We start from the raw sequence: 23,297 nt of genomic DNA on the forward strand, positions 1-23,297 counted from the left end.
TACCCACCTCCGTTGAGCGTGGGGAAAGGGCCCATCGGGGACAGAATTATTTTGAATCATTTCAAAAAAATTTTGCTTTAACTAAAAGCAAAGGTTTATATAGTTAAAGCACCTAATACCATATGAGGAGTGCTGTGCAGGGGAGACTGAAGCGAAAGCTTCACTCCGAGCAGGCCCAACCCAAACGGTGGTTCCATGATCTGAGAGGGTCACGGGATCACTAACTAGGGAAAGGTCCGTCAAGAGTGGAACTTCACTCCGGCCTCGTCTGTACGGCGCTCCTCACTCCTTCTAACGTCGTTTGAAAAATCAATTTGCTGAAAACATCACGTCTGGAAGAGCCTTCTGATCACGGGGTCCGGGATGATGTATTCCCTTCCCACATGCTCCAGAAAGCCGTAGTTAACGAGCTTCTTGAGGAGCAGATTAAGGTTCTTATCATCGATCCCCCTGCCCTCCCGGAGTTCAAGGGCGTTCTTTATCTCCGTCCACGAGGCAGAGTCCTTCCTGGAAGTGATGCCCGCCACGATTTCCATGATCGCCCTGTACCTCGGAGAAGCCCTGTCAAGTTCCTCGAACTCCGACCGGATGTATCCCTCAGCCTCGATGAGAACCTCCTGAACGGCGTCCCAGTGGGTCTTCCCATCGACCCTGCTCGCACCGTAGTGGGTCAGCCAGCCGGGTACTCCATCGAGGGCTTTGATGGCCGAGAGAATCTCTTTTGGATCAGGGGACAGTCCGTACTCCCTGAAGCCCCTCTCAAGGAACTCGAAACTCTGGGACGGAGTGAACCTCACCAGGGGTATCTTGACGTGGTACCTGCCGTAGAGGGGCGCTTTGTAGTCATCGAATCTAAGAAAGTTCTCAAGAACACCCACCTGCGAGCCCGTCACGATCGTGACTATGTTGGGCAGCCTGTCGTAAACCCAGGCGAGGGTTTTTGTGAAGTCCTCGTTCGCGTACCTGAAATACTGCGCCTCATCATACGCTATTATGAGCATCTCGTTGGAGTCGTTGAGCTCCCTCAGGATATCCGGCAAAGTGTACTCAGTGTTCCTCTTGAGCTTCAGTTTGACCCCCTTAACGGTGATGCCCTCAATGGAGTCCGTTATTTTCGAGAGCCTCCCCTTTCTGGAATGTTTTTTAATGCTGAGGATCTCCCTCACGATCTGCCCCTGGGGGTTCTTCGAGTTGGCGGTCGATATGGTCCTTGCGTCGATTATTATGTGGGGTATTTTGTACTTCTTATGAAGGTCATTCAGCGCCGCGGTGAGAAAGGTGGTCTTTCCGATCCTCCTTGGACCGGTGATGACGAAGAAGTTCCTCCCGTTTTCGATTTTCTCAACCAGTTCCCAGTACTCCGCTTTCCTTCCAAAAACCTCATCCATCGAAGCCTTTGGACGGGTGTCAAAAAGCATTAGACCCCACCTGTTTCGGGTAGGGTCTTATTGTTAATAAGGATTGCGATTTGATCTATCTCAAGGCCAGAAAAGCAGACCCCACCCGAAACGGGTAGGGTCTCACTCACCCCTCTGTATCTTCGCGTGCCCGCCGACGAGACTCTTCCTGAGCTCGAGGTTTCTTATCTCGCACTTCTCGTCTATGATGGAGCGCCAGATGGTGGAGTTTTTGATGACGGTGTTCCTGAAGATTATGGAGTCGCTGACGTCGGAGTTCTCGATGACGCAGCCCTCGCCTATGTAGGCGTAGGGGCCGATTATGGAGCGGCCGAGTATCTTGGCGCCCCTCTTTATAACCACCGGCGGGATTATTTTCGCGTAGGGGCTTATCTGAATCTCCTCAACGTGGCTCTCCCGGAGGAGCGTCTTGAGGGCCTCGAGATAGCTGTCGGCCGAGCCTATGTCGTACCAGTACTCGGAGAAGCGGTAGGCCTTTATCGGCTCGCCTTTGGAGAGGAGCCACTGGAGGAAGTAGCCGGGGGAATCGCGGTTGCCGTTGGAGAGGTACTCATCGATGCGCTCCATAACGACTTTTGGAAAGACGTAGACGCCGGTGCTTATGAGTGTTGAGCGCGGCTGGGCCGGCTTCTCCTCGAATGAGATCACCCTGTCCCCCTCAAGAACCACAACGCCGTAGCGCTTCGCCAGTTCGAGGTCGCCGACGTCGTAGACCGCTATCAGCGTCCTGCCGTCATAGGCCCTGAGAAAGTCCGTCAGGGAGAAGGAGAACAGGTTGTCGCCGGCGATGACGAGGTAGTCGTCAAGGCCCAGCTCATCGACGGCCTTCTTCATGGCCCCTATCGTGCCGAGCTTCTCCTCCTCGTGGAGAGTATCCTCGACGATGAGTTCAACCCCCCGCTCCTCTGCGTAGGGGCGGAAGTGAGCCTCGAAGAAGCGGTTCGTGGAGATGTAGGTCTCAAGTCCAAGCTCCCCCACCTTCTCCAGTATGTAGTCCAGTATAACCCTGTTGCCAACGGGCAGCAGAGCCTTGGGGTTGTCCTTGGTTATGGGCCATAGCCTCGTCGCGTAGCCGCCGGCCATTATGAGGACCTTCATTGACATCACCGCAAGGAGTTATCAAAGCCGTCACAGATTGGGTCCAAACGTATTTAAATAATTTTGTCTCATCATTTGCGGTGGTACGAATGAAGGTTCTCGTTACGGGAGGCGTCGGCTTCATAGGCTCTCACCTGGTGGACAGGCTGATGGAGCTTGGCTGGGAGGTCAGGGTTCTCGACGACCTGAGCGCTGGAAGTCTGGAAAACATAAGGCGCTGGTTAAACCATGAACGCTTCGAGTTCATCGAGGGCGACATGAGGGACCCGAAGGTCGTTGGGGAGGCGGTTGAGGGCGTCGATGCCATCTTCCACCTCGCGGCGAACCCGGAGGTTAGAATAGGCTCCCAGAGCCCGGAGCTGCTTTACGAGACCAACGTGCTCATAACGTACAACCTGCTCAACGCGATGAGGGACTCAAAGGCCGAATACCTCGTCTTCACGAGCTCATCGACGGTCTACGGCGACGCATCTGTGATTCCAACGCCCGAGGACTACGCCCCGCTCGAGCCGATAAGCGTCTACGGCGGGGCGAAGCTGGCGGCTGAGGCTTTAATCAGCGGCTACGCCCACACATTCGGGTTCAAAGCTCTGATATTCCGCCTCGCCAACATCATAGGCGAGCGCTCCAACCACGGGGTAATCTACGACTTCATAAACAAGCTCAGGAAGAACCCGGAGGAGCTTGAGATACTTGGAGATGGAACCCAGAGGAAGAGCTACCTCCACGTGAGCGACACCGTTGATGGAATGCTTAAGATCTTCGAGCACTTCAGGAAAAGCGGTAAAACGGTCGATTTCTACAACCTCGGCAACGACGACTGGATAACCGTGAGGGAGATAGCCGAGATAGTGAGCGAGGGGATGGGCCTGGAGCCGGAGTTCCGCTTCACCGGCGGCGTCGACGGCGGCCGCGGCTGGAAGGGCGACGTCAAGTTCATGCGCCTGAGCATAGAGAAGGCGAAGGAAACGAGCTGGAGGCCAAGGCTCAACAGCTACGGGGCCGTAAGGAGGACCGTGGGGGAGCTCCTCCATCACATCGAATCCCCGTAGAGCCTGAAATCCACCCTTTTTCTCTCCCTCCAGCGCCACAGGAGGGCAAAGATTGAGAACGCCGCCAGCAGCGCGACCTGGGTCTCCGGAGTGTAAAGTTCACCACGCAGCACCCTCAGAGCGGCCAGCGCCAGTATCGGCAGGACCACCGTGGCAAGGGGCAGTCTGGAGGATGCCAGACCCCCCACGTCACTGCCCTGCACCAGGAGCAAAAGAACGCCCGCGATGAAGAGGGGCCAGTAGACCATCCCAAGGAGCACCAGGACGGCGGGAACCGCATCCTCCGGCCTAATCTCGCGGTAGTCCTTCGGAAGATTCGGAAGGGAAGTCCAGGACATCATCTCACGCAGGGCCATGAAGGAGGGAAGGATGAGGAAGAAAACCGCCTTAACGGCCGCGTAGGAGAGTACGTCCCCGATGCGCACCTCGTTGAGGGCCAGAACACCGAACAGGAAGTAGATCGCCAGGCCCCAGTCCCGCCGCTTCCACGAGGCCAGGTAGGCCAGGGGCAGCAGGAGAACCGATCTGGCGCCCAGTGCCAGTCCACCGAGGAGGGCAACGAAGAGCCACATCATCTCAGTTCCCTCACGACTTCCCTCGCGTAGTCCTCGGGCCCGAGATCAAGGGTTGGTACCAGGGAGTTGAACTTCCTGATCAGTTCCTCCCTCTCAAGGTACCTTTCGTAGAGGATTTTAAGGGTTTCCTCATCCAGGGGGCCGGGGTGGAAGAGCACCGGGTTTGGCGAGAGGATGGCTATTGTGTGCTTTTTCTTCAGCATTGAGACCAGCCTGTAGAGCCTGGACGTGTCGCTCATTAGGTCTGTAACCAGGAGGAGATGCGCCGACCCCTTGATGCCCAGGAGAGCCTCCGCCAGGCCCGCCCTTCTGCGGGGAAAGATGCGCGAGAGGAAGCGCCTGCCCCGGGGGGAGAGTTCGCCAAGCCTGGCTCTGAAGCCTGGCCTCCCTCCAGCCGGCCTGAACTCCAGAGCGTTCCGAATGCGGTTTACCTGCTCCTTTCCTGCAGAGGGGGGAACGAGTCTGAATCCGTCCTCGGAGTACACCACCAGGCCGACGCGGCGGTTTTTCATCACCAGGAGCGTGGCGAGGTAGAGGACCAGGCTGGTGGCGTAATCTATCCTGGCCCTCTTCACGCGCCGCCGCATGCCCCTGGTGGCGTCGAGAACTATGTAAACCGGGCTTTCCGTTTCGCGGAGGAACTCCTTAACTATCAGCTCGCCCAGCCTGGCGCTGGCCTTCCAGTCTATCTTCCTGAGGTCGTCGCCGGGATAGTACTCCCTGAGGCCGTGAACCTCCATGCTGTCGATACCGGAGGTGATACCCTTCTTCATCCTCTGGGCGATCCTGATGTTGGCCTCCTCCCTCGCGGCCTCTCGGATCGAATCGACCGACGGATATACCCTCAGCTCCCCCTCCCCCAGCCCGATTTCCTCGAAGTACATGCCGCTCGGATCGTAGAGGCGAAGGACGGTCGAGACGCGGTAGATGCCCTTCATGGAGGCCCGGGCGGGATAATCCACAACCCTGGACTCCCCTCGACCGAGGAAAAGCCAGACCAGACGGGATTCGACTTCCGGGGAGGTCTCAGTAAAGACCTCCACTCCCACCGGGCCCCCGGTGTTCTTAAGCTGGAGTCTAATCCTGAACTCCTCCCCTTCCTCCACCTCGCCGGGAACCTCAACGGAGGCCTCCAGGGAGGGGGAAAACGATGAGTCGTGGTGGAGAATGTACGCAACTAACCCCATCCCAAACATCGCGCTGAAGACGTTGGAAGTGAGGTAGCCGTGAACGAAGCCCAGTCCCGCGAGCGTCCACAGCACGTCCTCCCGCTTCATACAGGCACCTCAACGGAGTCAAGTATCTCCCTGACGACGGTTTCAGGTTTGAGTCCCTCCAGCTCGTACTCGGCCCTCACTATGAGCCTGTGAGCCAGGACGTTAACGGCAACGGCCTTTATATCGTCAGGTATGACGTACGTTCTGCCCTGGAGGAATGCCCTGGCCTTTGACGCGTAGAGGAGATGCTCACCCGCCCTGGGGGAGGCACCGATGAGTAGCCTGTCGTCGCTCCTCGTCCGCGAGATTATTTCGTATAAGTACTCAAGAACCGGCTCGCTCGTGCCGACCTTCCTGGCCTCAAATATAAGGGCCTGAACCTGCTTGGCCGTGAAGACCTGTCTGACCTCGACGAACTTACCCCGGTCCTTTCTCAGGAGCATCTCAAGCTCCTCCCCCCTGTCGGGATAGCCCACCTTAACCCTGATCATAAATCTATCGAGCTGGGCTTCCGGAAGCGTATAGACGCCCTCGAACTCCAGGGGGTTTTTCGTGGCTATAACAAGGAACGGGCGCGGAAGCCTGAGCGTGTGGCCCTCTATGGTAACCTGCCCCTCCTGCATGGCCTCCAGCAGAGCGGACTGGGTCTTGGGCTGGGCGCGGTTGATCTCGTCCGCCAGCACGACGTTGCCGAAGATTGGGCCCTTCTTTATCTTGAACTCGCCCGTTTTCTGATTGTAGTAGACGGTTCCGATTATATCTGCGGGAAGCAGATCCGGGGTAAGCTGAATCCTGGAGAACTTCAGTCCAATGGCCTGGGCAAAGCTCTTGGCTATTGTGGTCTTGGCCACTCCCGGGATTCCCTCCAGTATAACGTGGCCCTCCGCCAGGAGGGCTATTGCGAGCATCTCTATAACATCATCCTTGCCTACAACGGCGTTGTGCATCTCATCTTTGAGCTTCTCGAGGAAGTCGGTACCCTTCATTTTCCACCACCCAGTTTTCTACCCGTCTCAATCTCGCGGACCATCTTTAAGAGTATATCCTCACGGTACCCCCTCTCGGCGAGGCGCCGAACCACCGCCTCGACGGGCTCGCCGGCCTCAGACGGAAGGAGGCGGGAAACCAGGGCCAGAGTTTTTTCAACCACGAGCCAGGCAAGCCCGCTCTCCACAAAGAGGGCAATGAGCGCAACGAACAGGAAGACGTAGAAAATCGTCTCACTGTCCGTGCTCCTCCTTACCGTAATGTACCCCCTCTGGTACAGGTTGAAGTTGGAGTGGTGGGCCTCGTCGATGTAGACCGGCCCCGAAAAAGCGTAGTCGGCGAAGTTCCGTATAAAGTTCTCATTCAGCCCGTACATATCGTTTATGAAAACGCTCGGATCCGAGAAAAGAATCACCCTCCCATCACCGTAATCCACCTCCGCCATAACAGGATACTGAGAAAAGTCGCTCCCCACTACCGCCACCTTGCTCGTGTAAATCTCACCCCCAACTCCCTGGAGAACGGATGGCACGTTCAGGATAACACCGCTGACGTTCTCAGCCAGGGCCGGGTCGAGTATCCTTACCAGAACCGGAAAGTTCTCGTTTTTGTAGTAGAACACGTCCCGGTAGGGCTTGCTCGAAAAGCGGGCACTCAGGCCCAGACCGGAGAGTATCTCGTTCCCGGTCCCGAAGTCGTCCATCAGCACGAGCGTACCGCCGTTCTTAAGGAACTCCCGTATCTCGTCTATCTCCGCAGAGCTGTATCCCATATCCGGACCGATGATCAGGAGCGTTCCCCTTTTGCCGGACAGCCCAAAGGAATCAAAGGGAGAGAACACCGGTACTATCTTCCCATCTGCGGTGCCGTAGAGGAGCTTTCCAAACCTGGAACAGCCGTCCCAGCCGGTGTTGAGCACGCTGAACGGAGTGCTGCTGGTGAACACGGGGATCGAGAGGGGGGCGATGACGAGGAACAGGCCGACCACCAGCAGTACCGCGTAAACTACTCGCCTCACAGCTCATCCCCCACAAAGAGCTTAAGGAGAACGTTGGCGGTGGAGCGGATGAAGTCCACTATCTCCTCGGCGGTGAGCCTCCTCCCCGCGTAGGTGTAGCGCTCATGGTAGTCAGTGGCCGACGTGAGATGCCCCTCGAAGGGTTCCCCGCGGACGAACGTCAGAAGCTCCCTTGGTGTGGTACTCCTCCGCAGGTTGTAGCGGGACAGCAGCCGCAGGTACACGTGCCGGTAGTACTCGTTAAGTCTCTTGCCGCGCTTTTTGCCTTCCCCCTCCGCACGGAGAAGGGCCACCAGCTCCTCGTCGGTGATGCCCTCACCAGCATTTCCACCCGAGAGCCTGCGGTAGATGAGCAGCGCCCCAACCATTGCAACAACCACAAGAACAAACCGCAGGTAGGGCGGTCCCGGAACGGCCTCAACCGAGAGAACGTTGGAGCGGGAGGGAGCGTAGAGTGAGTCCCCCGAAAAAACCGCGGCTATGGAGTGCATTCCCGCATCATCGAGAACCACGGAGACGTTGAACGGGGCCGAGGCGTTCACGACTGCATAGGTCGAGTTGTCGACGAGTATACTGACGGGAACCGGATGAACGGAAGTCACGTTGACCGTAACTGTAAAGTTCCGCCCGACCCGAACCCGCTCCGGCCCACCCAGGGTTATCCTGAGGGGATACCGAGTGAAGAGGACGGAAATGTTCGCCTGGCTCGGACCGTAAAGCCCGGAACCCGGGTACGTCATGACAACATGTACGGTGCCCTCGGCACCGCTGGTGACGTTGAAGCGGAAGTAGCCAAGCCGGTCGGTCCGCAGGGTCGTTGTGCCGCCGGGAACCCTCACAAAGACCTTCTCCCCGGCAATCGGCCTGCCAAGGTAATCCTGAAGAACCGCCGTCACCTGGAAGGGCCTTCCTATGTAGGCGCTCCCGTTGCCGGCCACTATTCTCGTTGGAATGCGGGTGACGTTTATCTCGACGGTGTTGGAGCGGACGGGGCTCCCGTTGAGATAGCCCGTGACAAAGACCCTGTAAATGCCCAGTTCCCCAAGGGTGTAGGCCCTGCTGAAGGAACCGTCCCTGACGAGAACGCCGGCTATGTCCTCGGAACCGCTTGGGGAAACCATGTGGAGGGTTACCGAGCCCATTCCCCTGACCAATCCGTAGACGGTGACGTTGGAACCGATGGGAGGGGTATCATCCGAAACGTAGAGAACGAGCGGGCTCTCCGGGGGCTGGTACCTTCTGAGAAGGGCCTCATAGCGTTCGAACAGCCGCTCCACTTCGTCTAGGTTCCCCGCCAGTCTCGATGTGTCCAGGGTGACGTTGCCGGAGGACGTTCTGAAGGGGAGTCCGGCTATTTCGCCCAGGGCTTCCCTGGCACGGGAGACCCCCTCAATTCCAAGCTCAACACCATGGAGCGCCGGGAGGTAGGCGCTTGAGTTGCCGCCGGTAACCATGGGGAAGTACTCAGTGAACTTAAGCTGACCCTCAACAATATCGACCATGGCGATGTAGAGATCAATGAAAGGGGGAAAGTATTCATCGAGCCTCGTGCTCACCCCTCTCTCCCTGTAGAGCAGCACCTCACGGGAGGTCTCGTTGACCGCAAACCCCATCCTCTCAAGGTATCCCAGCGAAGCGTTGCTCTCATCGAGAACCGCGCCGGTTAGGGACTCAGAAAGGCCAATCAGGATAGAGAGAAAGTCGTAAATCCCACCATCGCTGGGTTGGGACTCCTCAACGGGCACCTGCCTTTCCAGGGCTAGCCCAAGGGGCGAGGTTAGAAGAAGCAGACCAATTATTACAGCAGGGATTATTAACCGCCTCATTGTCCCCAATCACCGTCGATTGGTAAACGTTTTAAATTTTTGCCCGGAGATGAAAGAGGTGAGCAGATGGAGCTGGAGCTCAACGCAAAGAACGCCGCAAGCGCCCTCCTCGCGGTGATCGGCGGGGCAACGGCCATCACCGGTGCAATCAGGGGAGACGTGGGACTCATAAACATCGGACTGGCGGGCCTTTTCCTCGGCGCCGTGGTCTTCACGTTCAAAAGCCCCGGCTACGTCCACCGAGAGGGCTTCGAGGCGGTCATGAAATCCTACAGAAAGCTCCTCCTCAAGATGGTCGAGGATCTCGGCCTGGAGGGAAAGGCCGTCTACATACCCCCCTATGAGAACCTCCCGGAGGGCGGAACCTTCATTCCCCTGCGCGAGGACTTCGAACCCAGCCTCGGGAAGCTGGACAGCGAGACGGTTTTCCTCACGAACGTGAGCAACGAACGGGAGATGGGTCTCTCAATAAGGCCCACTGGGCTAGAGCTTGTGAGGGAGTTCGAGGACTTCTTTGAGGGCCCCCTCAACGGGACGGGAGCCGAGGTCGTGGAGAGTGTCGCGGGCTCAGTCCTGAGGGCGCTTAACCTCGCCAAAACCGTCTACATCGAGGAGGTGGACGACGGGTTCAGGGTCGTGGTCAGACCGGCGTTCCAGTGCAGTCCAGAGGGCTGCGACCAGGTGGCCTGTCCAGTCTGCTCCTCGATAATGCTCTCCCTGGCCCGGGCCACCGGCAGGCTCATAGTCACCGAGAGCATCGAACGGAAAGAGTACGGAATTGAAGTGCGAGCCAGAACGCTCGGGGGAGTCGAAGAATGGATGTAGAGGACGGGGTAATGCTGTTCATCTCCCTGTGGATACTGATCAGCGCCCTCACGGTCAAATCCGTGGACGTGTTCATAACGCTCACCCTGATAGGCCTCCTCGTGACGCTCGAGGTGGGTGGCATCTTCCTCAGCAGGGAGAAGAAAGAGGAGATAAAGCCCATCGTGGAGCTGCTGATATTCCTATTCGCCCTTATAGTGCTGAAGAAAGTCTACGAGGTGCTCTCGGGCTAACACGATGGTTGAAACCATAAAAGCAACAGGTGGACGAAATGGAGTGGAGAAAACACTGGGACACGCTCACAATAATCATCCTCTCACTGTTCCTGGACTTCCTCATCGCGTTCTTTCCGGACAGCATCGTTAGAAAAGCCCTCGGCATGGCGTTCGTTCTGTTCTTCCCGGGCTACGTCTTCATAACCGCTCTCTTCCCGGAGAAGAAAGAGCTCGACAGCCTTGAGAGGCTGGCCCTCAGCTTCGGCATCAGCATTGCCATCGTCCCCCTCATAGGACTGGCCCTCAACTACACGCCCTGGGGCATAAGGCTCACCCCCATCCTCGTTAGCCTAACCGTCTTCAACACCGCCTTCGCCCTCGCCGCAATCTACCGCAGGGAGACCGCGATCGAACCCTGGATACCCTGGATAACCATTGAAAGGATAAAGGAAGAACTCGAATGGGACGAGTCAAGCAAACTCGACAAAGCACTGACGGTTATTCTGATAATCGCAATAATAACCTCTATCGGAACGCTTGCCTACGTGGTTACGCACCCCAAGCCGGGAGAAGCGTTCACAGAGTTCTACATCCTCGGACCAGGGGGTATCGCGGACGACTACCCGACGGAGCTATTCGCTGGAGAGAACGGAACGGTGATAATCGGCATAGTGAACCACGAACACAGAAACGTGACCTATTACGTCCAGATTTGGCTGGTCAACCTGACCTGGGACAACACGACCAACACCACCCTAATCCACGAGATGTACCCCATGCCCGGCTGGTTCAACGTGACCCTTCCCAATGTTCCAGTCAACATCGAAGGCAACTGGACACCCCAGTTCGAGACCAACTACACGTTCAGAATCGATAAGCCCGGCCAGTGGCAGGTCTGGTTCCTCCTCTTCAAAGATAAACCTCCAGAGCTTCCCCCCGCGCCGCCCAACGGAAACTACGTAGAAACGGATGCAAAGAACCTTATCCTGGAGGCAATAAACGGCACCGTGCAGAGCTTAAAACTGAACGTCCGCGTCAGCTGACGATCCACTATAATCTCGATTTTTCTTTTGTTGATAGAAAATCTTATAAGCAATTCCATCGAAAATCCAGTGATAACCATTGTCGGTGGTTAATATGAAACCAAAGACCATCGTTATTTTGGGGATCCTGGCCGCCCTCCTAGCCACGACCGCGGGGAAGGCGCTCTTTACTGACGCGGTAACGTCCAGAGGAACCATAGAAACAGGCGAATTCTCGATAGGGATAAGCAAAGACGGATCAAGGTTCTACAGGGACGTGAAGGCATTCGAGTTCTCCGACATAAAGCCAGGGGACGAAAAAACCGTAGTCCTCACCGTGAAGAACAGGGGAGACATGCCGGTATCAAAGGTGTCTCTAACGTTCCACGTTCAGGACTACGAGGCAGGTGAACTTTCCCCCTCGGAGAAGACCGTCGACAATACGCCCGACAAAGGGGAGCTCAGCAAAAATCTGGTTGTAACTGAAGTGGCCGTTGAGGGGCCAAACGGTGAGCACACTGTGAAGGAGGCCGCTGGAGTAAGCTTAGCCGAGCTGAGCGGGAAGAATATCCCAATCTTCAGGGGTTCCTTAACCCCGGGACAAACCATGAGGATAAGGATACGCTTCGCCCTGCCCAAGACCGTTGGAAACGAATGCCAGACGGACGGGGTAAAGGTGAACCTGACGGTAAGCGCGGAGCAGTGAGCTTTTAAACCCCAACTCCATTCTTTTTTCATGCGGAGAAAAATCAGCCTAATCTTCGACATGGACGGCGTTCTCTACAGGGGGAACAAACCGGTTGACGGTGCCAGGGAGCTGATAGAATTCCTGAAGGACACGGGCGTTCCGTTCATCTTCCTCACCAACAACTCCACAAAGGACCCCTCCATGTACCGGGAGAAGCTCATCTCGATGGGGATAGACGTCCCTGAGGAGGCGATAGTAACCTCCGGCCTGGCAACGAGGCTCTACATGGAAAAACACCTTAAACCAGGAGAAATCTTCGTCATCGGCGGGGAAGGGCTGCGCAGGGAGATGGAGCGCCTCGGATGGGGGATCATTGGTGTCGATGAAGCCAGAAACGGCGGATGGAAAGAAGTCAAATACGTCGTCGTAGGGCTCGACCCGGAGCTGACCTACGAGAAGCTCAAGTACGCCACGCTGGCGGTAAGGAACGGCGCTGGGTTCATAGGCACCAACCCCGACACCACGTACCCCGCGGAGGACGGCATCCACCCAGGGGCAGGGGCGATAATAGCCGCGTTGAGGGCCTCAACGGGTGTGGAGCCGCTGGTGATAGGCAAGCCAAACGAACCGGCCTTCGAGGTGGCCAGGGAGAGGCTGATGGGGTTCGGGGACGTTGATGAAATCTGGATGGTCGGCGACAGGCTCGACACCGACATCGTCTTCGCCAAACGCTTCGGCATGAAAGCCCTAATGGTCCTGACGGGCGTAAACACGCCGGGAGATATTGAGAAAACCGGCATAGCCCCAAACATCATCCTTCCGAGCGTGAGGGAGCTCCTCGACTACCTGAAGACCTTCGTGGAGGCATCGGAATGAGACTCGGGGAACTTCTTGAGAGGCTGGTCTGGCAGGAGAACGAGCTGTACAACCTCCATAAGCTCGGTGAGACCTTCGCCACCTTCGAGAGGCCCGATCTGGTGGAGACATTTCAGCTGATGGCCGAGGAGGAGCTGAGGCACAGGAGAACCCTCGAGGCAATGCTCGCGGAGGGCAGTTTGAAGGGAACCGCGGTCATAGACTACCTCGACTCCCTGTCCCTCGAACCGATGCTGGGTGATGAGAGGGCAAAGCCCGGGAGCCTCGAGGAGCTGGTGCTCGACGCCCTCGTGAGGGAGAAGCACGCCTACGAGCTCTACACAAAGCTCGCTCAGATAGTGGACGGTTCCCTGGGACACATATTCAAAATGATGGCCGGGGAAGAGCTAAAACACGCCTACCGACTTAAACTGGTCTACGAAACCCTTTGACATTCGGATAAATTATCCGACATCCATTTTTCTATCCCTTCACCCTCCGGGCAAATTTTGAAGTCAAAATTCGTCACCGTGGCAACACTGAGTGGGGTAAGGTATATTACCGGGCGCATCATAGGGCTACGCTGATGCTTCTCCTAACAGGGGCAACGATAGATAACTGTATGTCAGGGGTGTTTATATGCCAGTTGAAAAAGTGATGAAAAGGGATGGCAGAATTGTCCCGTTTGATAAAGAGCGTATAAAGTGGGCTATACAGAGGGCAATGCTTGAAGTCGGCGTTCGCGACGAGAAGCTCCTCAACAAAGTCGTTAGAAGGGTCGTTAGAAGGGTCAACGAGCTGTACGACGGCCAAACCCCACACATAGAGAACATTCAGGACATAGTCGAGCTCGAACTCATGCGCGCCGGCCTCTTCGACGTAGCAAAGGCCTACATCCTCTACCGCAAGAGAAAGGCCGAGATACGCGAGGAGAAGAAAAAGGTACTCAACAAGGACAGGCTGGACGAGATAGACAAGCGCTTCTCGATCAACGCCCTCCGCGTCCTTGCTTCACGCTATCTGATAAAGAACGAGAAGGGGGAGATAATTGAGAGCCCCAGGGAGCTCTTCGAGCGCGTCGCTGTTCTCGCTGTCATTCCGGACCTGCTCTACGACGAGCGCGTTTTTGACAGGGCGGGCGGCCATGAGCAGGACCCGGGCAGGGTGGAGCACTATCTAAAAGTCCTCGACGAGTACGACGGGAAGCTCTCCATCGGAAGGTTCAAGCTCAACAAATACCACTTCGAGAGGCTCCTCAACCTCTACCGCGAGCTGGCGGAGAAGGGCCAGATGAAGGTACCGGTGGACGATGTAATAAAAATGCTCGAAAACGGTGCCTTCGACCGCTACGAGGACGAGGTGGAGGAGTACTTCAGGCTGATGACGAGCCAGGTTTTCATGCCCAACAGCCCGGCGCTCATCAACTCGGGCAGGCCGCTCGGGATGCTCTCGGCGTGCTTCGTTGTGCCGATAGAGGATGACATGGAGAGCATCATGAAGGCGGCACACGACGTTGCCATGATACAGAAGATGGGCGGGGGATGCATAGACGGGAACGCCAAGATACTGTTCGAGAACGAAGGTGAGGAGCATCTCACCACGATGGTCGAGATGTACGAGCGCTATAAGGACCTCGGAGAGTTCTACGACCCAGAATACAATCGCTGGGGAATAAAGGTCGAGAATGTTCCGATATACGTAAAATCCTTTGACCCTACAACGAAGAGAGTAACCAAAGGAAAGGTCAACGTCCTCTGGAGATACGAGCTTGGAGAGGAAGTGACCAAGTACGAGATAAAGACCAACAAAGGTACGAAGATTCTAACATCGCCGTGGCACCCGTTCTTTGTCATTACACCGGAGTTTAATGTCATTGAAAAGAGAGCAGACGAACTTAAGGAAGGGGACATCCTAGTGGGAGGAATGCCAAACGGCGAGGACTACGAGTTCCTCTTTGACTACTGGCTTGCCGGATTCATAGCGGGAGACGGAAGCTTTGACAAGCATCACTCGCGCGTTAAGGGGCACGAGTACGTCTACGACAGGCTGAGGATATACGATTACATGACTGAAACTTTCGAAATCATAAACAACTACCTCGAAAAAACCTTTGGAAAGAGATACAGCCTTCAGAGGGACAGGAACATTTATTACATCGACATAAAGGCAAAGGAAATAACCTCCCACTACCTGAAACTTCTGGGAGACATTGAGAACGGAATCCCACAAGAGATACTCAAACACGGCCCCGATGCAGTTCTATCGTTCATAGCAGGCCTTTTTGATGCCGAAGGCCATATTAACAGCAAGCCGGGCATTGAACTCGGTATGGTAAACAAAAAGTTAATTGAGGACATCACACACTACCTGAATTCCCTTGGAATAAAGGCTAGAATTAGGGCAAAACCAAGAAAGGACGGCGTTGATTACGTGGTTCACGTTGAAGAGTACTCATCGCTCCTCAGGTTCCACGAGCTTATAGGAAAGAACCTCCAGAACGCCGAGAAGAGAAAGAAACTTGAAGAGTTCCTAAGCAAACACAAGGGAGGAACGTTCGGTCTCCCGCTCAACTTTGATGCGTTTAAGCAATGGGCCACAAAGTACGGCGTAGAGTTCAAGACGAACGGCAGTCAGACCCTGGCCATCATAGAGAACGAGAAGATATCCCTTGGGCAGTGGCACACTAGGGGAAGGGTTTCAAAGGCTGTTCTCGTGAAGATGCTTAGAAAGCTCCACGACGTGACGGATAGTGAAGAAGTCGGGAGGATGCTCTATCTTATTGAGAGTCTCGAAGTCGTCAAGGAGATAAGCACGACCAACGAGCCAAAGACCTTCTACGACCTCACCGTGGAGGACTACCAGAATTACCTGGCCGGCGAGAATGGAATGGTCTTCGTCCATAACACGGGCCTCAACTTCTCGAAGCTCCGTCCCGAGGGCGATTTGGTTGGAACTACGACCGGGGCGGCATCCGGTCCAGTCAGCTTCATGCACCTCATCGACGCCGTCAGCGACGTCATCAAACAGGGAGGCGTTAGAAGGGGCGCCAACATGGGCATCCTTGAAGTCTGGCACCCGGACATAGAAAAGTTTATCCACGCCAAGGAGAAGAACGTCGGAACCAACGTGCTCAGCAACTTCAACATCAGCGTCGGCATCTGGGAGGACTTCTGGGAGGCCCTCAAGGAGGGCAAGCGCTACCCGCTCGTCAACCCGAGGACGGGGGAGAAGGTCAAGGAGATAGACCCCAAGAGTCTCTTCGAGGAGCTCGCCTTCATGGCCTGGGCGAAGGCAGACCCCGGTGTGGTGTTCTTCGACGTCATCAACAGGAGGAACGTTCTGGAGCCCGCAAAGGGCGAAAAAATCCGCGCGACCAACCCATGTGTCGTCGGTGACACTAGAGTCCTAACCCCGGAGGGATATATAAGGGCCCAAGAGCTCTTCAGCATGGCGAAGGAACGCGGAAAGAAGGAAGCAGTTGCCGTTGAAGGAATAACCGAAGGAGGAGAACCCTACGCATATTCCATCGAAGTCCTGCTGCCAGGGGAAGAGAGGGTCGAGTACAGAACCGCCCATGGCGGCGAGCTTGCGATAGCTGACCCAGTGGCTCTTCCTGCGTACGTCTGGAAGGTCGGAATGAAGACCGTCGCAAGGATAAGAACCAAGGAGGGCTACGAAATAACCGCTACCCTCGACCACAGGCTGATGACGCCGGAAGGCTGGAAAGAGGTCGGGGAGCTCAAGCAGGGGGACGAGATACTCCTGCCGAGATTTGAAGTTGAAGACGAGTTTGGAAGCGAGAGCATAGGCGAGGATTTGGCTTTCGTCCTCGGGTGGTTCATTGGGGACGGCTACCTCAACACAAACGACAAGAGGGCCTGGTTCTACTTCAACGCCGAGAAAGAGGAAGAAATCGCCTGGAAGATTAGGGAGATACTGGCCAAGCACTTTGGAATTAAGGCGGAACCCCACCGCTACGGCAACCAGATCAAGCTCGGTGTCCGCGGAAAAGCGTATGAGTGGATCGAGAGCGTTGTCAAGACCAACGAGAAACGCGTTCCAGAGCTCGTGTACAGATTGAAGCCCAGGGAGATATCCGCCTTCCTCCGCGGCCTCTTCAGCGCTGACGGCTACGTGGACAACGACATGGCCGTAAGGCTGACCTCCCGCGACAGAGGGCTCCTCAGGGACGTCCAGGACCTGCTCCTGCTCTTTGGAATCCTGTCCAAGATATACGAGAGGCCCTACAGAAGCGAGTTCAAGTACACCACCAAGAACGGTGAGGAGAGAACCTATGAGGCTGAGGGCTATCATGAGCTCGTCATAGCCAACTACAGCAGGAAGCTCTTTGCGGAGAAGATTGGCTTTGAAGGCTACAAGATGGAAAAGCTCAGCCTTAAGAAGACCAAGCGGGACGAACCGGTAGTCACTATCGAGAGCGTTGAAATCCTCGGAAGGGAGCTGGTTTACGACTTTACCGTCCCAGAAAAGCACAGCTACATAAGCAACGGCTTCATGAGCCACAATTGCGGGGAAGAGCCTCTCTACGACTACGAATCGTGCAATCTGGCCTCGATTAACCTCGCAAAGTTCGTAAAGTACGACGAGGAAGGCCAGCCGTACTTCGACTGGGACGAGTACGCCTATGTCATTCAGAAGGTCGCCAAGTACCTCGACAACGCCATCGACGTCAACAAGTTCCCGCTGCCCGAGATAGACCGCAACACCAAGCTCACGAGGAGAATAGGCGTCGGAATGATGGGTTTAGCGGATGCGCTCTTCAAGCTTGGTATAGCATACAACAGCAAAGAGGGCTACGACTTCATGAGGAAGGCCACCGAGTACCTCACCTTCTACGCCTACAAATACTCCGTCGAGGCCGCCAAAAAGCGCGGACCCTTCCCGCTCTATGAAAAGAGCAAATACAAGGACGGTGAGCTCCCGGTTGAGGGCTTCTACCACCGCGAGATATGGAACCTGCCATGGGACGAGCTGGCCGAGGAGATCAAGCGCTACGGTGTGAGGAACGGAATGACCACCACCTGCCCGCCGACCGGAAGTGTTTCAATGATAGCCGACACCTCCAGCGGAATCGAGCCCATATTCGCCCTCGTCTATAAGAAGAGCGTCACCGTCGGTGAGTTCTACTACGTTGACCCCGTCTTCGAGTCCGAACTCAAGAAGCGCGGCCTCTACAGCGACGAGATACTCAGGAAGATAAGCGACAACTACGGCTCGGTCCAGGGTCTCGAGGAGATTCCTGAGGACCTCCAGCGCGTCTTCGTAACCTCCATGGACATCCACTGGCTCGACCACCTCCTGGCGCAGGCCAACATCCAGCTCTGGCTTACCGACAGCGCCAGCAAGACCATAAACATGCCGAACGACGCCACCGTCGAGGACGTCAAGGCGGCTTATCTCCTCGCCTACAAGCTCGGTTGCAAGGGAATAACCGTCTACCGCGACGGATCGCTCTCGGTGCAGGTCTACAGCGTCGAGGGAGAGAAGAAGCAGCGCGTCAAGGCCAAGCCGAGCAGCTACGCCGTCGAGAGGCTCAGGACCATCGTCGAGGCGGAGCCGGGGCTGGCCAAGTTCATCAACGTGGAGGCGATACTCAACGGGACCAACGGCAAGGAGAAGGCCGATCCCCCCGCGGGGCTGACTTTTTCGGTCTCCCACGTCACGGCGCCCAAACCCCCTGCCCACGAGCATCCCCACCACGCGGAACCCTCCGATGTCCCCGAGGAGAAAATAAAGGAACTGCTGGGCATCGCGTACTGCCCGGTATGCTATGAGAAGGACGGAGAGCTGGTGGAGCTGAAGATGGAGAGCGGCTGCGCCACCTGCCCGAGGTGTGGATGGAGCAAGTGTGTGATAAGCTGAAGCCGTTTCATTCCATTTTTCTGTTCAACATTTTTGTGTCAACACATCATTTTTAAGCCAAAGGTTTTAACTTCTGCCACTCAGACGAAAGCCTTAATTAGGTTTCACCCAAACACTGGATATTCGGAGGTGTTGTCATGGACAAAGTCTATCTCACGTGGTGGCAGATTGACAGGGCCATCTTCGCGCTCGCCGATGAGCTGAGAAAGAACTTCATGCCCGACGTTATCGTCGGCGTCGCGAGGGGCGGACTCATCCCGGCCGTGAGGCTCAGCCACATCCTCGGCGACCTGGAGGTCAAGGTCATCGACGTCAAGTTCTACAAGGACATCGAGGAGAGGATGGAGAAGCCGAAGATAACCATCCCGCTCCACGGCTCGCTGGAGGGCAAGAAGGTCGTTATCGTCGACGACGTGAGCGACACTGGGAAGACCCTCGAAGTTGTCATCGAGGAGGTCAAGAAGGCCGGGGCAAAGGATGTCAAGGTGGCCTGCCTCAGCATGAAGCCCTGGACGAAGGTGGCTCCGGACTTCTACGTCTTCCGCACCGACAAGTGGATAGTCTTCCCCTGGGAGGAGTTCCCGGTTGTGGTGAGGGAGTAAGCTTTGTTTTTCAAGTTTCCCGATTTCATTGCCATGCAACTCTTTTACTCGGGTTTCTTCTGATTCGTTCCGATAGTGAAACTCAATTTTGAATAAGTCTATGCCCAAAAGAAAAAGAAAGAATTTTTACTTATAATGAAAGGAAGAATTTATAAGTGATTAGTGCCTAATCAATAATGCAAAACTCCCAAGAGGGTGAGACCTAGTGGAGTGGAAACCCCTGCTAGCGGTCCTTTTGGGATTGCTAATAGTCGGGGTGACAGCGGCTGGAACAAATATATCCGCGGAGGAGGCAAAGGAATCTGACAAAGATACGTTGGACATTGAACTCCTGCCAACCCCAATGGGCAAAATGATGTACTTCTACGGGGAGAACGCAGGGAAAGCACTGGTGGGGATAAATCACACAAACATAACACTGAGAATAGTTTCCAGCCAGAGGTTATCCCGAGTAACGTTCGCGGGAGTATACTGGGACACCCACGGTAGAGTGTATTACTACATCGTAGAAGGGCCCGTAAAAAAGGAGGCCGTCCTAAGGGACTTCATTGGGGAAGTAGAGCACTTCTCAAAAAGCAGATACACAGGAAGATATCGATAATGGGACGAACCCAAGATTGGACCGACATTGGGGTGATCACATGGAAAAAGGTCTTCATCGGAAACACAATGGAGATGGGAGTAACGGCGGAATTCAGCTGTGTATCCACAACATCAGGAATGAAGTACTATCTTGTGGAAATCCATCAGTTGGGCCACCCCAAGAGAGATGACATAGCCATTGATGAAATGACCGTCGGCATAAGTGTCCCAGACAGAATACCCATATCAGAAATATGGATAAGCAAGTGGCTACCCAACATGGATGGGGAACCCAAAAAATACTACTCATACACTTCAACAATAAACGCGGGTGGAAACTTGCTCAGTTATTCCGCATCCGCGTCAGTAAGCGAGGAAACCAACGATAGCATAACATTCAGGTGGAAGGTCAGGAGTCGTGAGATAGGAAGGGACATTAAGTTCATCCACTACGACTTTGTAAAGAAGATTGGAAGTGGAAGGCTCTCAAGACCTGCCTACGGAATAATCCTCGAGGCAAACCCAAGCGTTATCATTGTCTCCAAGCCGAACACAGCCCGGCTATCCTTTGAGGCCCGTGCGAAGTTCAACGTTGCCAACTGGATGATTATCCCAACGGATACGCTGAAATTCGAGGTTGAGGTCAGCCCCAACAGCGTGAGAGAATATAGGTCCTGAGGGAAATGAGGTGAACCGACGAGCTTCCATCGTTATTCTTTTCATGATTTTAACCCTCATATACCCAGACAATGCACTCGCTCAAAACTGGGCGCTCAAAGATGCTGTGATTTCAAAGGAAGGAGTATAATGTTGACCAAACGTGAGTCGTAGAGGTGATGGTATGAAAAGCCAAAGGGTACTGCTTATCATAACCCTTTCTTTAATTATTTCCTCCTCTGTAATCGGCTGGGCAGTGGTCTCGATATCCATGAACGAGATGAGAAAAGCTGGAATCTCCGATTTTGCCCCCATCTACAGAAGTCTGCACCTTGGTTTTCTGATTCCCGCTGTGGTCTTCTTCTGCTTTGGATACCTCCTCGGAAGACTCCTCGGCACGGATAGTTTCAGGGAAATAGGTATCCCTGTATGGATACTCTCATTCTTCCTCACACTCCCCCTTTCACACCCCTCGACGCAATCCTAACACCCTTGGAAGTTTCCCCTGAAGGGGTATGCCGCAGGGCGCCGTATCTTCCCGAGGAATACCTGCTGACCATAGCGCATACGGCCGGTGCCTCCATGCTGCTCATAATCGGCTGGGCGCTGGCGGTAACCGGACGCGATACTGGCGGAGGCTCGAAACCTCTTTAACCCCCTCCCCCAATTTTTCTCAGGTGGTGATATGAGGGCGTTCATAGCCATTGAGGTTAGCGACGAAGTCCGCGACAACCTCGTAAAGGCCCAGGAGAGAATAGGGAGCAAATCAGCCAAGATAAAGTTCGTAGAGCGCGAGAACTTCCACGTGACGCTCAAGTTCCTCGGCGAGATTGATGAGGTTACGGCGGAGGAGGTCAAGAAGGCCCTGGCGGAGATAGCAAAGAAGCACAGGAAGCACCGCGTCCGCGTTAAGGGCATCGGCGTCTTCCCAAACCCGAACTACGTCCGCGTCATCTGGGCGGGCATAGAGAACGACGAGGGGATAAAGGCGATAGCGAAAGACGTTGAGCGGGAGATGAGAAGGCTGGGCTTCAAGAAGGACAAGGACTTCGTGGCCCACATAACCATCGGCCGCGTCAAGTTCGTGAGGGACAAACTGGAGCTGGCGATGGCGCTGAAGGATTTGGCGAACGAAGACTTCGGCGAGTTTGATGTTGAGGCCATAGAGCTGAAGAAGAGCACGCTCACTCCCAAGGGCCCGATTTACGAGACCGTTGCCAGGTTCGAGCTGGCCGGGTGAGGTGTGGGAATGGACGTCGAGGCCGTTCTTCAAAAAATTCTTCCGAGAATACGCCCAACGGATGAGGAGAGGGCCTTCGTGGAAGACCTAATGAGGGAACTGGAGACCATAGCAGAGGAGACCATCGAAAGCCTAGGCCTCGACGTTAAGCCCTACTTCGTCGGCTCGCTCGCGAAGGACACCTACCTGGCCGGTGACCACGACGTTGACCTCTTCCTGGCTTTCCCCCTCGATACCCCCTTGGAAGAGCTCCGGGAGAAGGGCTTAAGGCTCGGGAAGACCATCGCCGAGAGGCTCGACTCCTACGAAATCGCCTATGCGGAGCATCCCTACGTGAGGGCCCGGTACAGAGGCGTGAAGGTCGACCTCGTTCCCTGCTACGACGTGGAAAGCTGGAGGGACGTGAAGACTGCCGTAGACCGCTCGATACTCCACAACCGCTGGGTTTTTGAGAACCTCAGGGGCAGGAACGACGAGGTAAGGCTCCTCAAGCGCTTTTTGAAGGGCATAAACGCCTACGGGAGCGAGATTTACGTGAGGGGCTTTTCCGGCTACCTAGCCGAAATCCTCGTTATCAAATACGGTTCCTTTCTCGAAGTCCTTGAAAACGCCGACTTCATGCTGAGGCAGAAGATAATAGACCCCGGAAACTGGCTCAAGCGGGAGCATGAGGTAGCCATGAAAACCGTCAGGCGCGAGGCCGAGGCTGACAGGCCTCTAATAGTCATCGACCCCGTCGACCCTAGGCGGAACGTCGCGGCAAACCTGGGCTGGGAACGCTATGGCTTTTTCTACTTCAAGGCACGTCAGTTCCTGGAGAACCCATCCGAGGGGTTCTTCTTTCCAAAGGAAAAAACCGCAGGAAACTACATCCTGGAACTTAGAAGAAAGGGAACCCACCTCGTGACACTGGTCTTTCGAGCCCCCGACATGGTGGATGACATCCTGCTCCCCCAGCTGGAGAGGAGCGCGCGGGGCTTTGAGAAGGCCCTCACAAGGGAAGGTTTCAAAGTCCTCGGATGGAACGTTGGGCATGAGGGCAGCAAAGCCTTCATAATGCTCGAGGTGGACAGGAGGGAAAGGGAGAGGATGATGATAAAGCCCGGACCCGAGTTCTTCACAGAGCGGGGCCGGGACTTCTACCGGAAGAACGATAGGGTGTGGATTATAGGAAAGAGACTCTTCGCGGAAAAAGTTGTCAGGGAGGGAATAGTTGAGGTTATCCCCGAACTCCTGGAGAAGAACCAGGTTGCCATGGGGAAAAGCGTTAGAGAAAACATCAGGGACGCCGGGATAATGCTAGACTACGTCCCGAAGGAGCTGGAGAACGAAGCCTACCTCTTCCTGAGCAGAGAGAAGTGGAATCTGAAGGGCTAGAAGAAGGGTCTTTTTTCCCATCCCCTTCTTTTCCGCGTCCTCGAGTATGCGTTTGAGCTTCAGGTACTCCTTTCCACCGAGCTTCATCAACACGGGCCCCAGAAGGGACAACTCCCCCTCACAGCGTTTCTTTTCCTCCAACACTATCCCCCCCGCCTCC

At 55.3% G+C, this 23,297-nt stretch carries 22 protein-coding genes; 14 read left to right on the forward strand and 8 right to left on the reverse strand.

Annotated features, from left to right (window positions below; all coding sequences use genetic code 11):
• Window positions 1–326 precede the first annotated feature (326 nt).
• Together FPV09_RS07670 and FPV09_RS07675 are read right to left on the reverse strand one after the other, a co-directional pair.
• Complete coding sequence (locus tag FPV09_RS07670) at window positions 327–1,418, reverse strand: AAA family ATPase (protein WP_148882953.1); 1,092 nt, start codon at window positions 1,416–1,418, stop codon at window positions 327–329.
• Window positions 1,419–1,520: 102 nt separating this feature from the next.
• Window positions 1,521–2,516, reverse strand: coding sequence for a sugar phosphate nucleotidyltransferase (locus FPV09_RS07675; RefSeq protein WP_148883767.1), 996 nt, complete (start codon window positions 2,514–2,516; stop codon window positions 1,521–1,523).
• Window positions 2,517–2,605: 89 nt separating this feature from the next.
• Here FPV09_RS07675 and FPV09_RS07680 point away from each other — a divergent pair, with 89 nt between their 5' ends.
• Entirely contained in the window at window positions 2,606–3,568 is a 963-nt protein-coding gene (locus FPV09_RS07680; protein WP_148883768.1) for an NAD-dependent epimerase/dehydratase family protein, read from the forward strand.
• Here FPV09_RS07680 and FPV09_RS07685 read toward each other — a convergent pair.
• The 5 genes from FPV09_RS07685 to FPV09_RS07705 are packed head-to-tail and all read right to left on the reverse strand — an operon-like array spanning window position 3,550 to window position 9,200.
• Window positions 3,550–4,143, reverse strand: a complete 594-nt coding sequence (locus FPV09_RS07685; RefSeq protein ID WP_148882954.1) for a hypothetical protein — start codon at window positions 4,141–4,143, stop codon at window positions 3,550–3,552. The genes FPV09_RS07680 and FPV09_RS07685 overlap by 19 nt on opposite strands.
• Window positions 4,140–5,420 carry a DUF58 domain-containing protein gene (locus FPV09_RS07690; RefSeq protein WP_148882955.1) on the reverse strand — a complete coding sequence of 427 codons (1,281 nt, stop codon included), beginning with the start codon at window positions 5,418–5,420 and terminating at the stop codon, window positions 4,140–4,142. Before FPV09_RS07690 ends, FPV09_RS07685 begins: the two co-directional genes overlap by 4 nt.
• Window positions 5,417–6,346, reverse strand: coding sequence for an AAA family ATPase (locus tag FPV09_RS07695; protein ID WP_148882956.1), 930 nt, complete (start codon window positions 6,344–6,346; stop codon window positions 5,417–5,419). The genes FPV09_RS07690 and FPV09_RS07695 overlap by 4 nt, the downstream gene beginning before the upstream one ends.
• Window positions 6,343–7,365 (reverse strand): DUF4350 domain-containing protein, encoded by a 1,023-nt coding sequence (locus FPV09_RS07700; protein ID WP_148882957.1) that lies wholly within the window; start codon window positions 7,363–7,365, stop codon window positions 6,343–6,345. The genes FPV09_RS07695 and FPV09_RS07700 overlap by 4 nt, the downstream gene beginning before the upstream one ends.
• A complete protein-coding gene (locus FPV09_RS07705) occupies window positions 7,362–9,200 on the reverse strand; it encodes a hypothetical protein (RefSeq protein WP_210411119.1) in 1,839 nt (612 codons plus the stop codon). Before FPV09_RS07705 ends, FPV09_RS07700 begins: the two co-directional genes overlap by 4 nt.
• Before the next feature lie 57 nt (window positions 9,201–9,257).
• Here FPV09_RS07705 and FPV09_RS07710 point away from each other — a divergent pair, with 57 nt between their 5' ends.
• The 13 genes from FPV09_RS07710 (at window position 9,258) to cca (ending at window position 23,137) form a co-directional block, all read left to right on the forward strand.
• Window positions 9,258–10,016 (forward strand): hypothetical protein, encoded by a 759-nt coding sequence (locus tag FPV09_RS07710; protein WP_148882959.1) that lies wholly within the window; start codon window positions 9,258–9,260, stop codon window positions 10,014–10,016.
• Complete coding sequence (locus FPV09_RS07715; RefSeq protein WP_148882960.1) at window positions 10,007–10,249, forward strand: hypothetical protein; 243 nt, start codon at window positions 10,007–10,009, stop codon at window positions 10,247–10,249. The genes FPV09_RS07710 and FPV09_RS07715 overlap by 10 nt, the downstream gene beginning before the upstream one ends.
• Before the next feature lie 38 nt (window positions 10,250–10,287).
• Complete coding sequence (locus tag FPV09_RS07720) at window positions 10,288–11,274, forward strand: DUF1616 domain-containing protein (RefSeq protein WP_148882961.1); 987 nt, start codon at window positions 10,288–10,290, stop codon at window positions 11,272–11,274.
• Between the two features lie 94 nt (window positions 11,275–11,368).
• Entirely contained in the window at window positions 11,369–11,959 is a 591-nt protein-coding gene (locus FPV09_RS07725) for a TasA family protein (RefSeq protein ID WP_148882962.1), read from the forward strand.
• 30 nt (window positions 11,960–11,989) lie between these two features.
• Window positions 11,990–12,817, forward strand: a complete 828-nt coding sequence (locus FPV09_RS07730; RefSeq protein WP_148882963.1) for an HAD-IIA family hydrolase — start codon at window positions 11,990–11,992, stop codon at window positions 12,815–12,817.
• Window positions 12,814–13,248: a ferritin family protein gene (locus tag FPV09_RS07735; RefSeq protein ID WP_148882964.1), complete on the forward strand. Its 435-nt coding sequence runs from the start codon at window positions 12,814–12,816 to the stop codon at window positions 13,246–13,248. Before FPV09_RS07730 ends, FPV09_RS07735 begins: the two co-directional genes overlap by 4 nt.
• 187 nt (window positions 13,249–13,435) lie before the next feature.
• Window positions 13,436–18,679 carry a vitamin B12-dependent ribonucleotide reductase gene (locus tag FPV09_RS07740; protein ID WP_148882965.1) on the forward strand — a complete coding sequence of 1,748 codons (5,244 nt, stop codon included), beginning with the start codon at window positions 13,436–13,438 and terminating at the stop codon, window positions 18,677–18,679.
• 137 nt (window positions 18,680–18,816) lie between these two features.
• Window positions 18,817–19,281: a phosphoribosyltransferase gene (locus FPV09_RS07745; protein WP_148882966.1), complete on the forward strand. Its 465-nt coding sequence runs from the start codon at window positions 18,817–18,819 to the stop codon at window positions 19,279–19,281.
• Between the two features lie 205 nt (window positions 19,282–19,486).
• A complete protein-coding gene (locus tag FPV09_RS07750) occupies window positions 19,487–19,882 on the forward strand; it encodes a hypothetical protein (protein WP_148882967.1) in 396 nt (131 codons plus the stop codon).
• Window positions 19,883–19,950: 68 nt separating this feature from the next.
• Window positions 19,951–20,541 (forward strand): hypothetical protein, encoded by a 591-nt coding sequence (locus tag FPV09_RS07755; RefSeq protein WP_148882968.1) that lies wholly within the window; start codon window positions 19,951–19,953, stop codon window positions 20,539–20,541.
• Between the two features lie 163 nt (window positions 20,542–20,704).
• Window positions 20,705–21,007 (forward strand): hypothetical protein, encoded by a 303-nt coding sequence (locus FPV09_RS07760; protein WP_148882969.1) that lies wholly within the window; start codon window positions 20,705–20,707, stop codon window positions 21,005–21,007.
• Window positions 21,008–21,205: 198 nt separating this feature from the next.
• Complete coding sequence (gene thpR, locus FPV09_RS07765; RefSeq protein ID WP_148882970.1) at window positions 21,206–21,760, forward strand: RNA 2',3'-cyclic phosphodiesterase; 555 nt, start codon at window positions 21,206–21,208, stop codon at window positions 21,758–21,760.
• 9 nt (window positions 21,761–21,769) lie between these two features.
• Window positions 21,770–23,137 carry a CCA tRNA nucleotidyltransferase gene (gene cca / locus FPV09_RS07770; RefSeq protein ID WP_148882971.1) on the forward strand — a complete coding sequence of 456 codons (1,368 nt, stop codon included), beginning with the start codon at window positions 21,770–21,772 and terminating at the stop codon, window positions 23,135–23,137.
• Here the strand turns inward: cca and FPV09_RS07775 are convergent.
• Window positions 23,060–23,278, reverse strand: coding sequence for a hypothetical protein (locus tag FPV09_RS07775; protein WP_058939366.1), 219 nt, complete (start codon window positions 23,276–23,278; stop codon window positions 23,060–23,062). The two genes, cca and FPV09_RS07775, sit on opposite strands and share 78 nt — an antisense overlap.
• Between the last annotated feature and the right edge of the window lie 19 nt (window positions 23,279–23,297).

The organism is Thermococcus aciditolerans, assembly GCF_008152015.1.
GTDB lineage: Archaea > Methanobacteriota_B > Thermococci > Thermococcales > Thermococcaceae > Thermococcus > Thermococcus celericrescens.

Excerpts from the sequence above, each read along its gene's own strand:
- FPV09_RS07680 (WP_148883768.1), top strand. The coding sequence starts at position 2,606 with ATGAAGGTTCTCGTTACGGGAGGCGTCGGCTTCATAGGCTCTCACCTG.
- FPV09_RS07745 (WP_148882966.1), top strand. The coding sequence starts at position 18,817 with ATGGACAAAGTCTATCTCACGTGGTGGCAGATTGACAGGGCCATCTTC.
- FPV09_RS07670 (WP_148882953.1), bottom strand. The coding sequence starts at position 1,418 with ATGCTTTTTGACACCCGTCCAAAGGCTTCGATGGATGAGGTTTTTGGA.
- FPV09_RS07735 (WP_148882964.1), top strand. The coding sequence starts at position 12,814 with ATGAGACTCGGGGAACTTCTTGAGAGGCTGGTCTGGCAGGAGAACGAG.
- FPV09_RS07675 (WP_148883767.1), bottom strand. The coding sequence starts at position 2,516 with ATGAAGGTCCTCATAATGGCCGGCGGCTACGCGACGAGGCTATGGCCC.
- FPV09_RS07760 (WP_148882969.1), top strand. The coding sequence starts at position 20,705 with ATGAAAAGCCAAAGGGTACTGCTTATCATAACCCTTTCTTTAATTATT.
- FPV09_RS07685 (WP_148882954.1), bottom strand. The coding sequence starts at position 4,143 with ATGATGTGGCTCTTCGTTGCCCTCCTCGGTGGACTGGCACTGGGCGCC.
- cca (WP_148882971.1), top strand. The coding sequence starts at position 21,770 with ATGGACGTCGAGGCCGTTCTTCAAAAAATTCTTCCGAGAATACGCCCA.
- FPV09_RS07690 (WP_148882955.1), bottom strand. The coding sequence starts at position 5,420 with ATGAAGCGGGAGGACGTGCTGTGGACGCTCGCGGGACTGGGCTTCGTT.
- FPV09_RS07755 (WP_148882968.1), top strand. The coding sequence starts at position 19,951 with ATGGAGATGGGAGTAACGGCGGAATTCAGCTGTGTATCCACAACATCA.
- thpR (WP_148882970.1), top strand. The coding sequence starts at position 21,206 with ATGAGGGCGTTCATAGCCATTGAGGTTAGCGACGAAGTCCGCGACAAC.
- FPV09_RS07725 (WP_148882962.1), top strand. The coding sequence starts at position 11,369 with ATGAAACCAAAGACCATCGTTATTTTGGGGATCCTGGCCGCCCTCCTA.
- FPV09_RS07720 (WP_148882961.1), top strand. The coding sequence starts at position 10,288 with ATGGAGTGGAGAAAACACTGGGACACGCTCACAATAATCATCCTCTCA.
- FPV09_RS07695 (WP_148882956.1), bottom strand. The coding sequence starts at position 6,346 with ATGAAGGGTACCGACTTCCTCGAGAAGCTCAAAGATGAGATGCACAAC.
- FPV09_RS07715 (WP_148882960.1), top strand. The coding sequence starts at position 10,007 with ATGGATGTAGAGGACGGGGTAATGCTGTTCATCTCCCTGTGGATACTG.
- FPV09_RS07730 (WP_148882963.1), top strand. The coding sequence starts at position 11,990 with ATGCGGAGAAAAATCAGCCTAATCTTCGACATGGACGGCGTTCTCTAC.
- FPV09_RS07710 (WP_148882959.1), top strand. The coding sequence starts at position 9,258 with ATGGAGCTGGAGCTCAACGCAAAGAACGCCGCAAGCGCCCTCCTCGCG.
- FPV09_RS07740 (WP_148882965.1), top strand. The coding sequence starts at position 13,436 with ATGCCAGTTGAAAAAGTGATGAAAAGGGATGGCAGAATTGTCCCGTTT.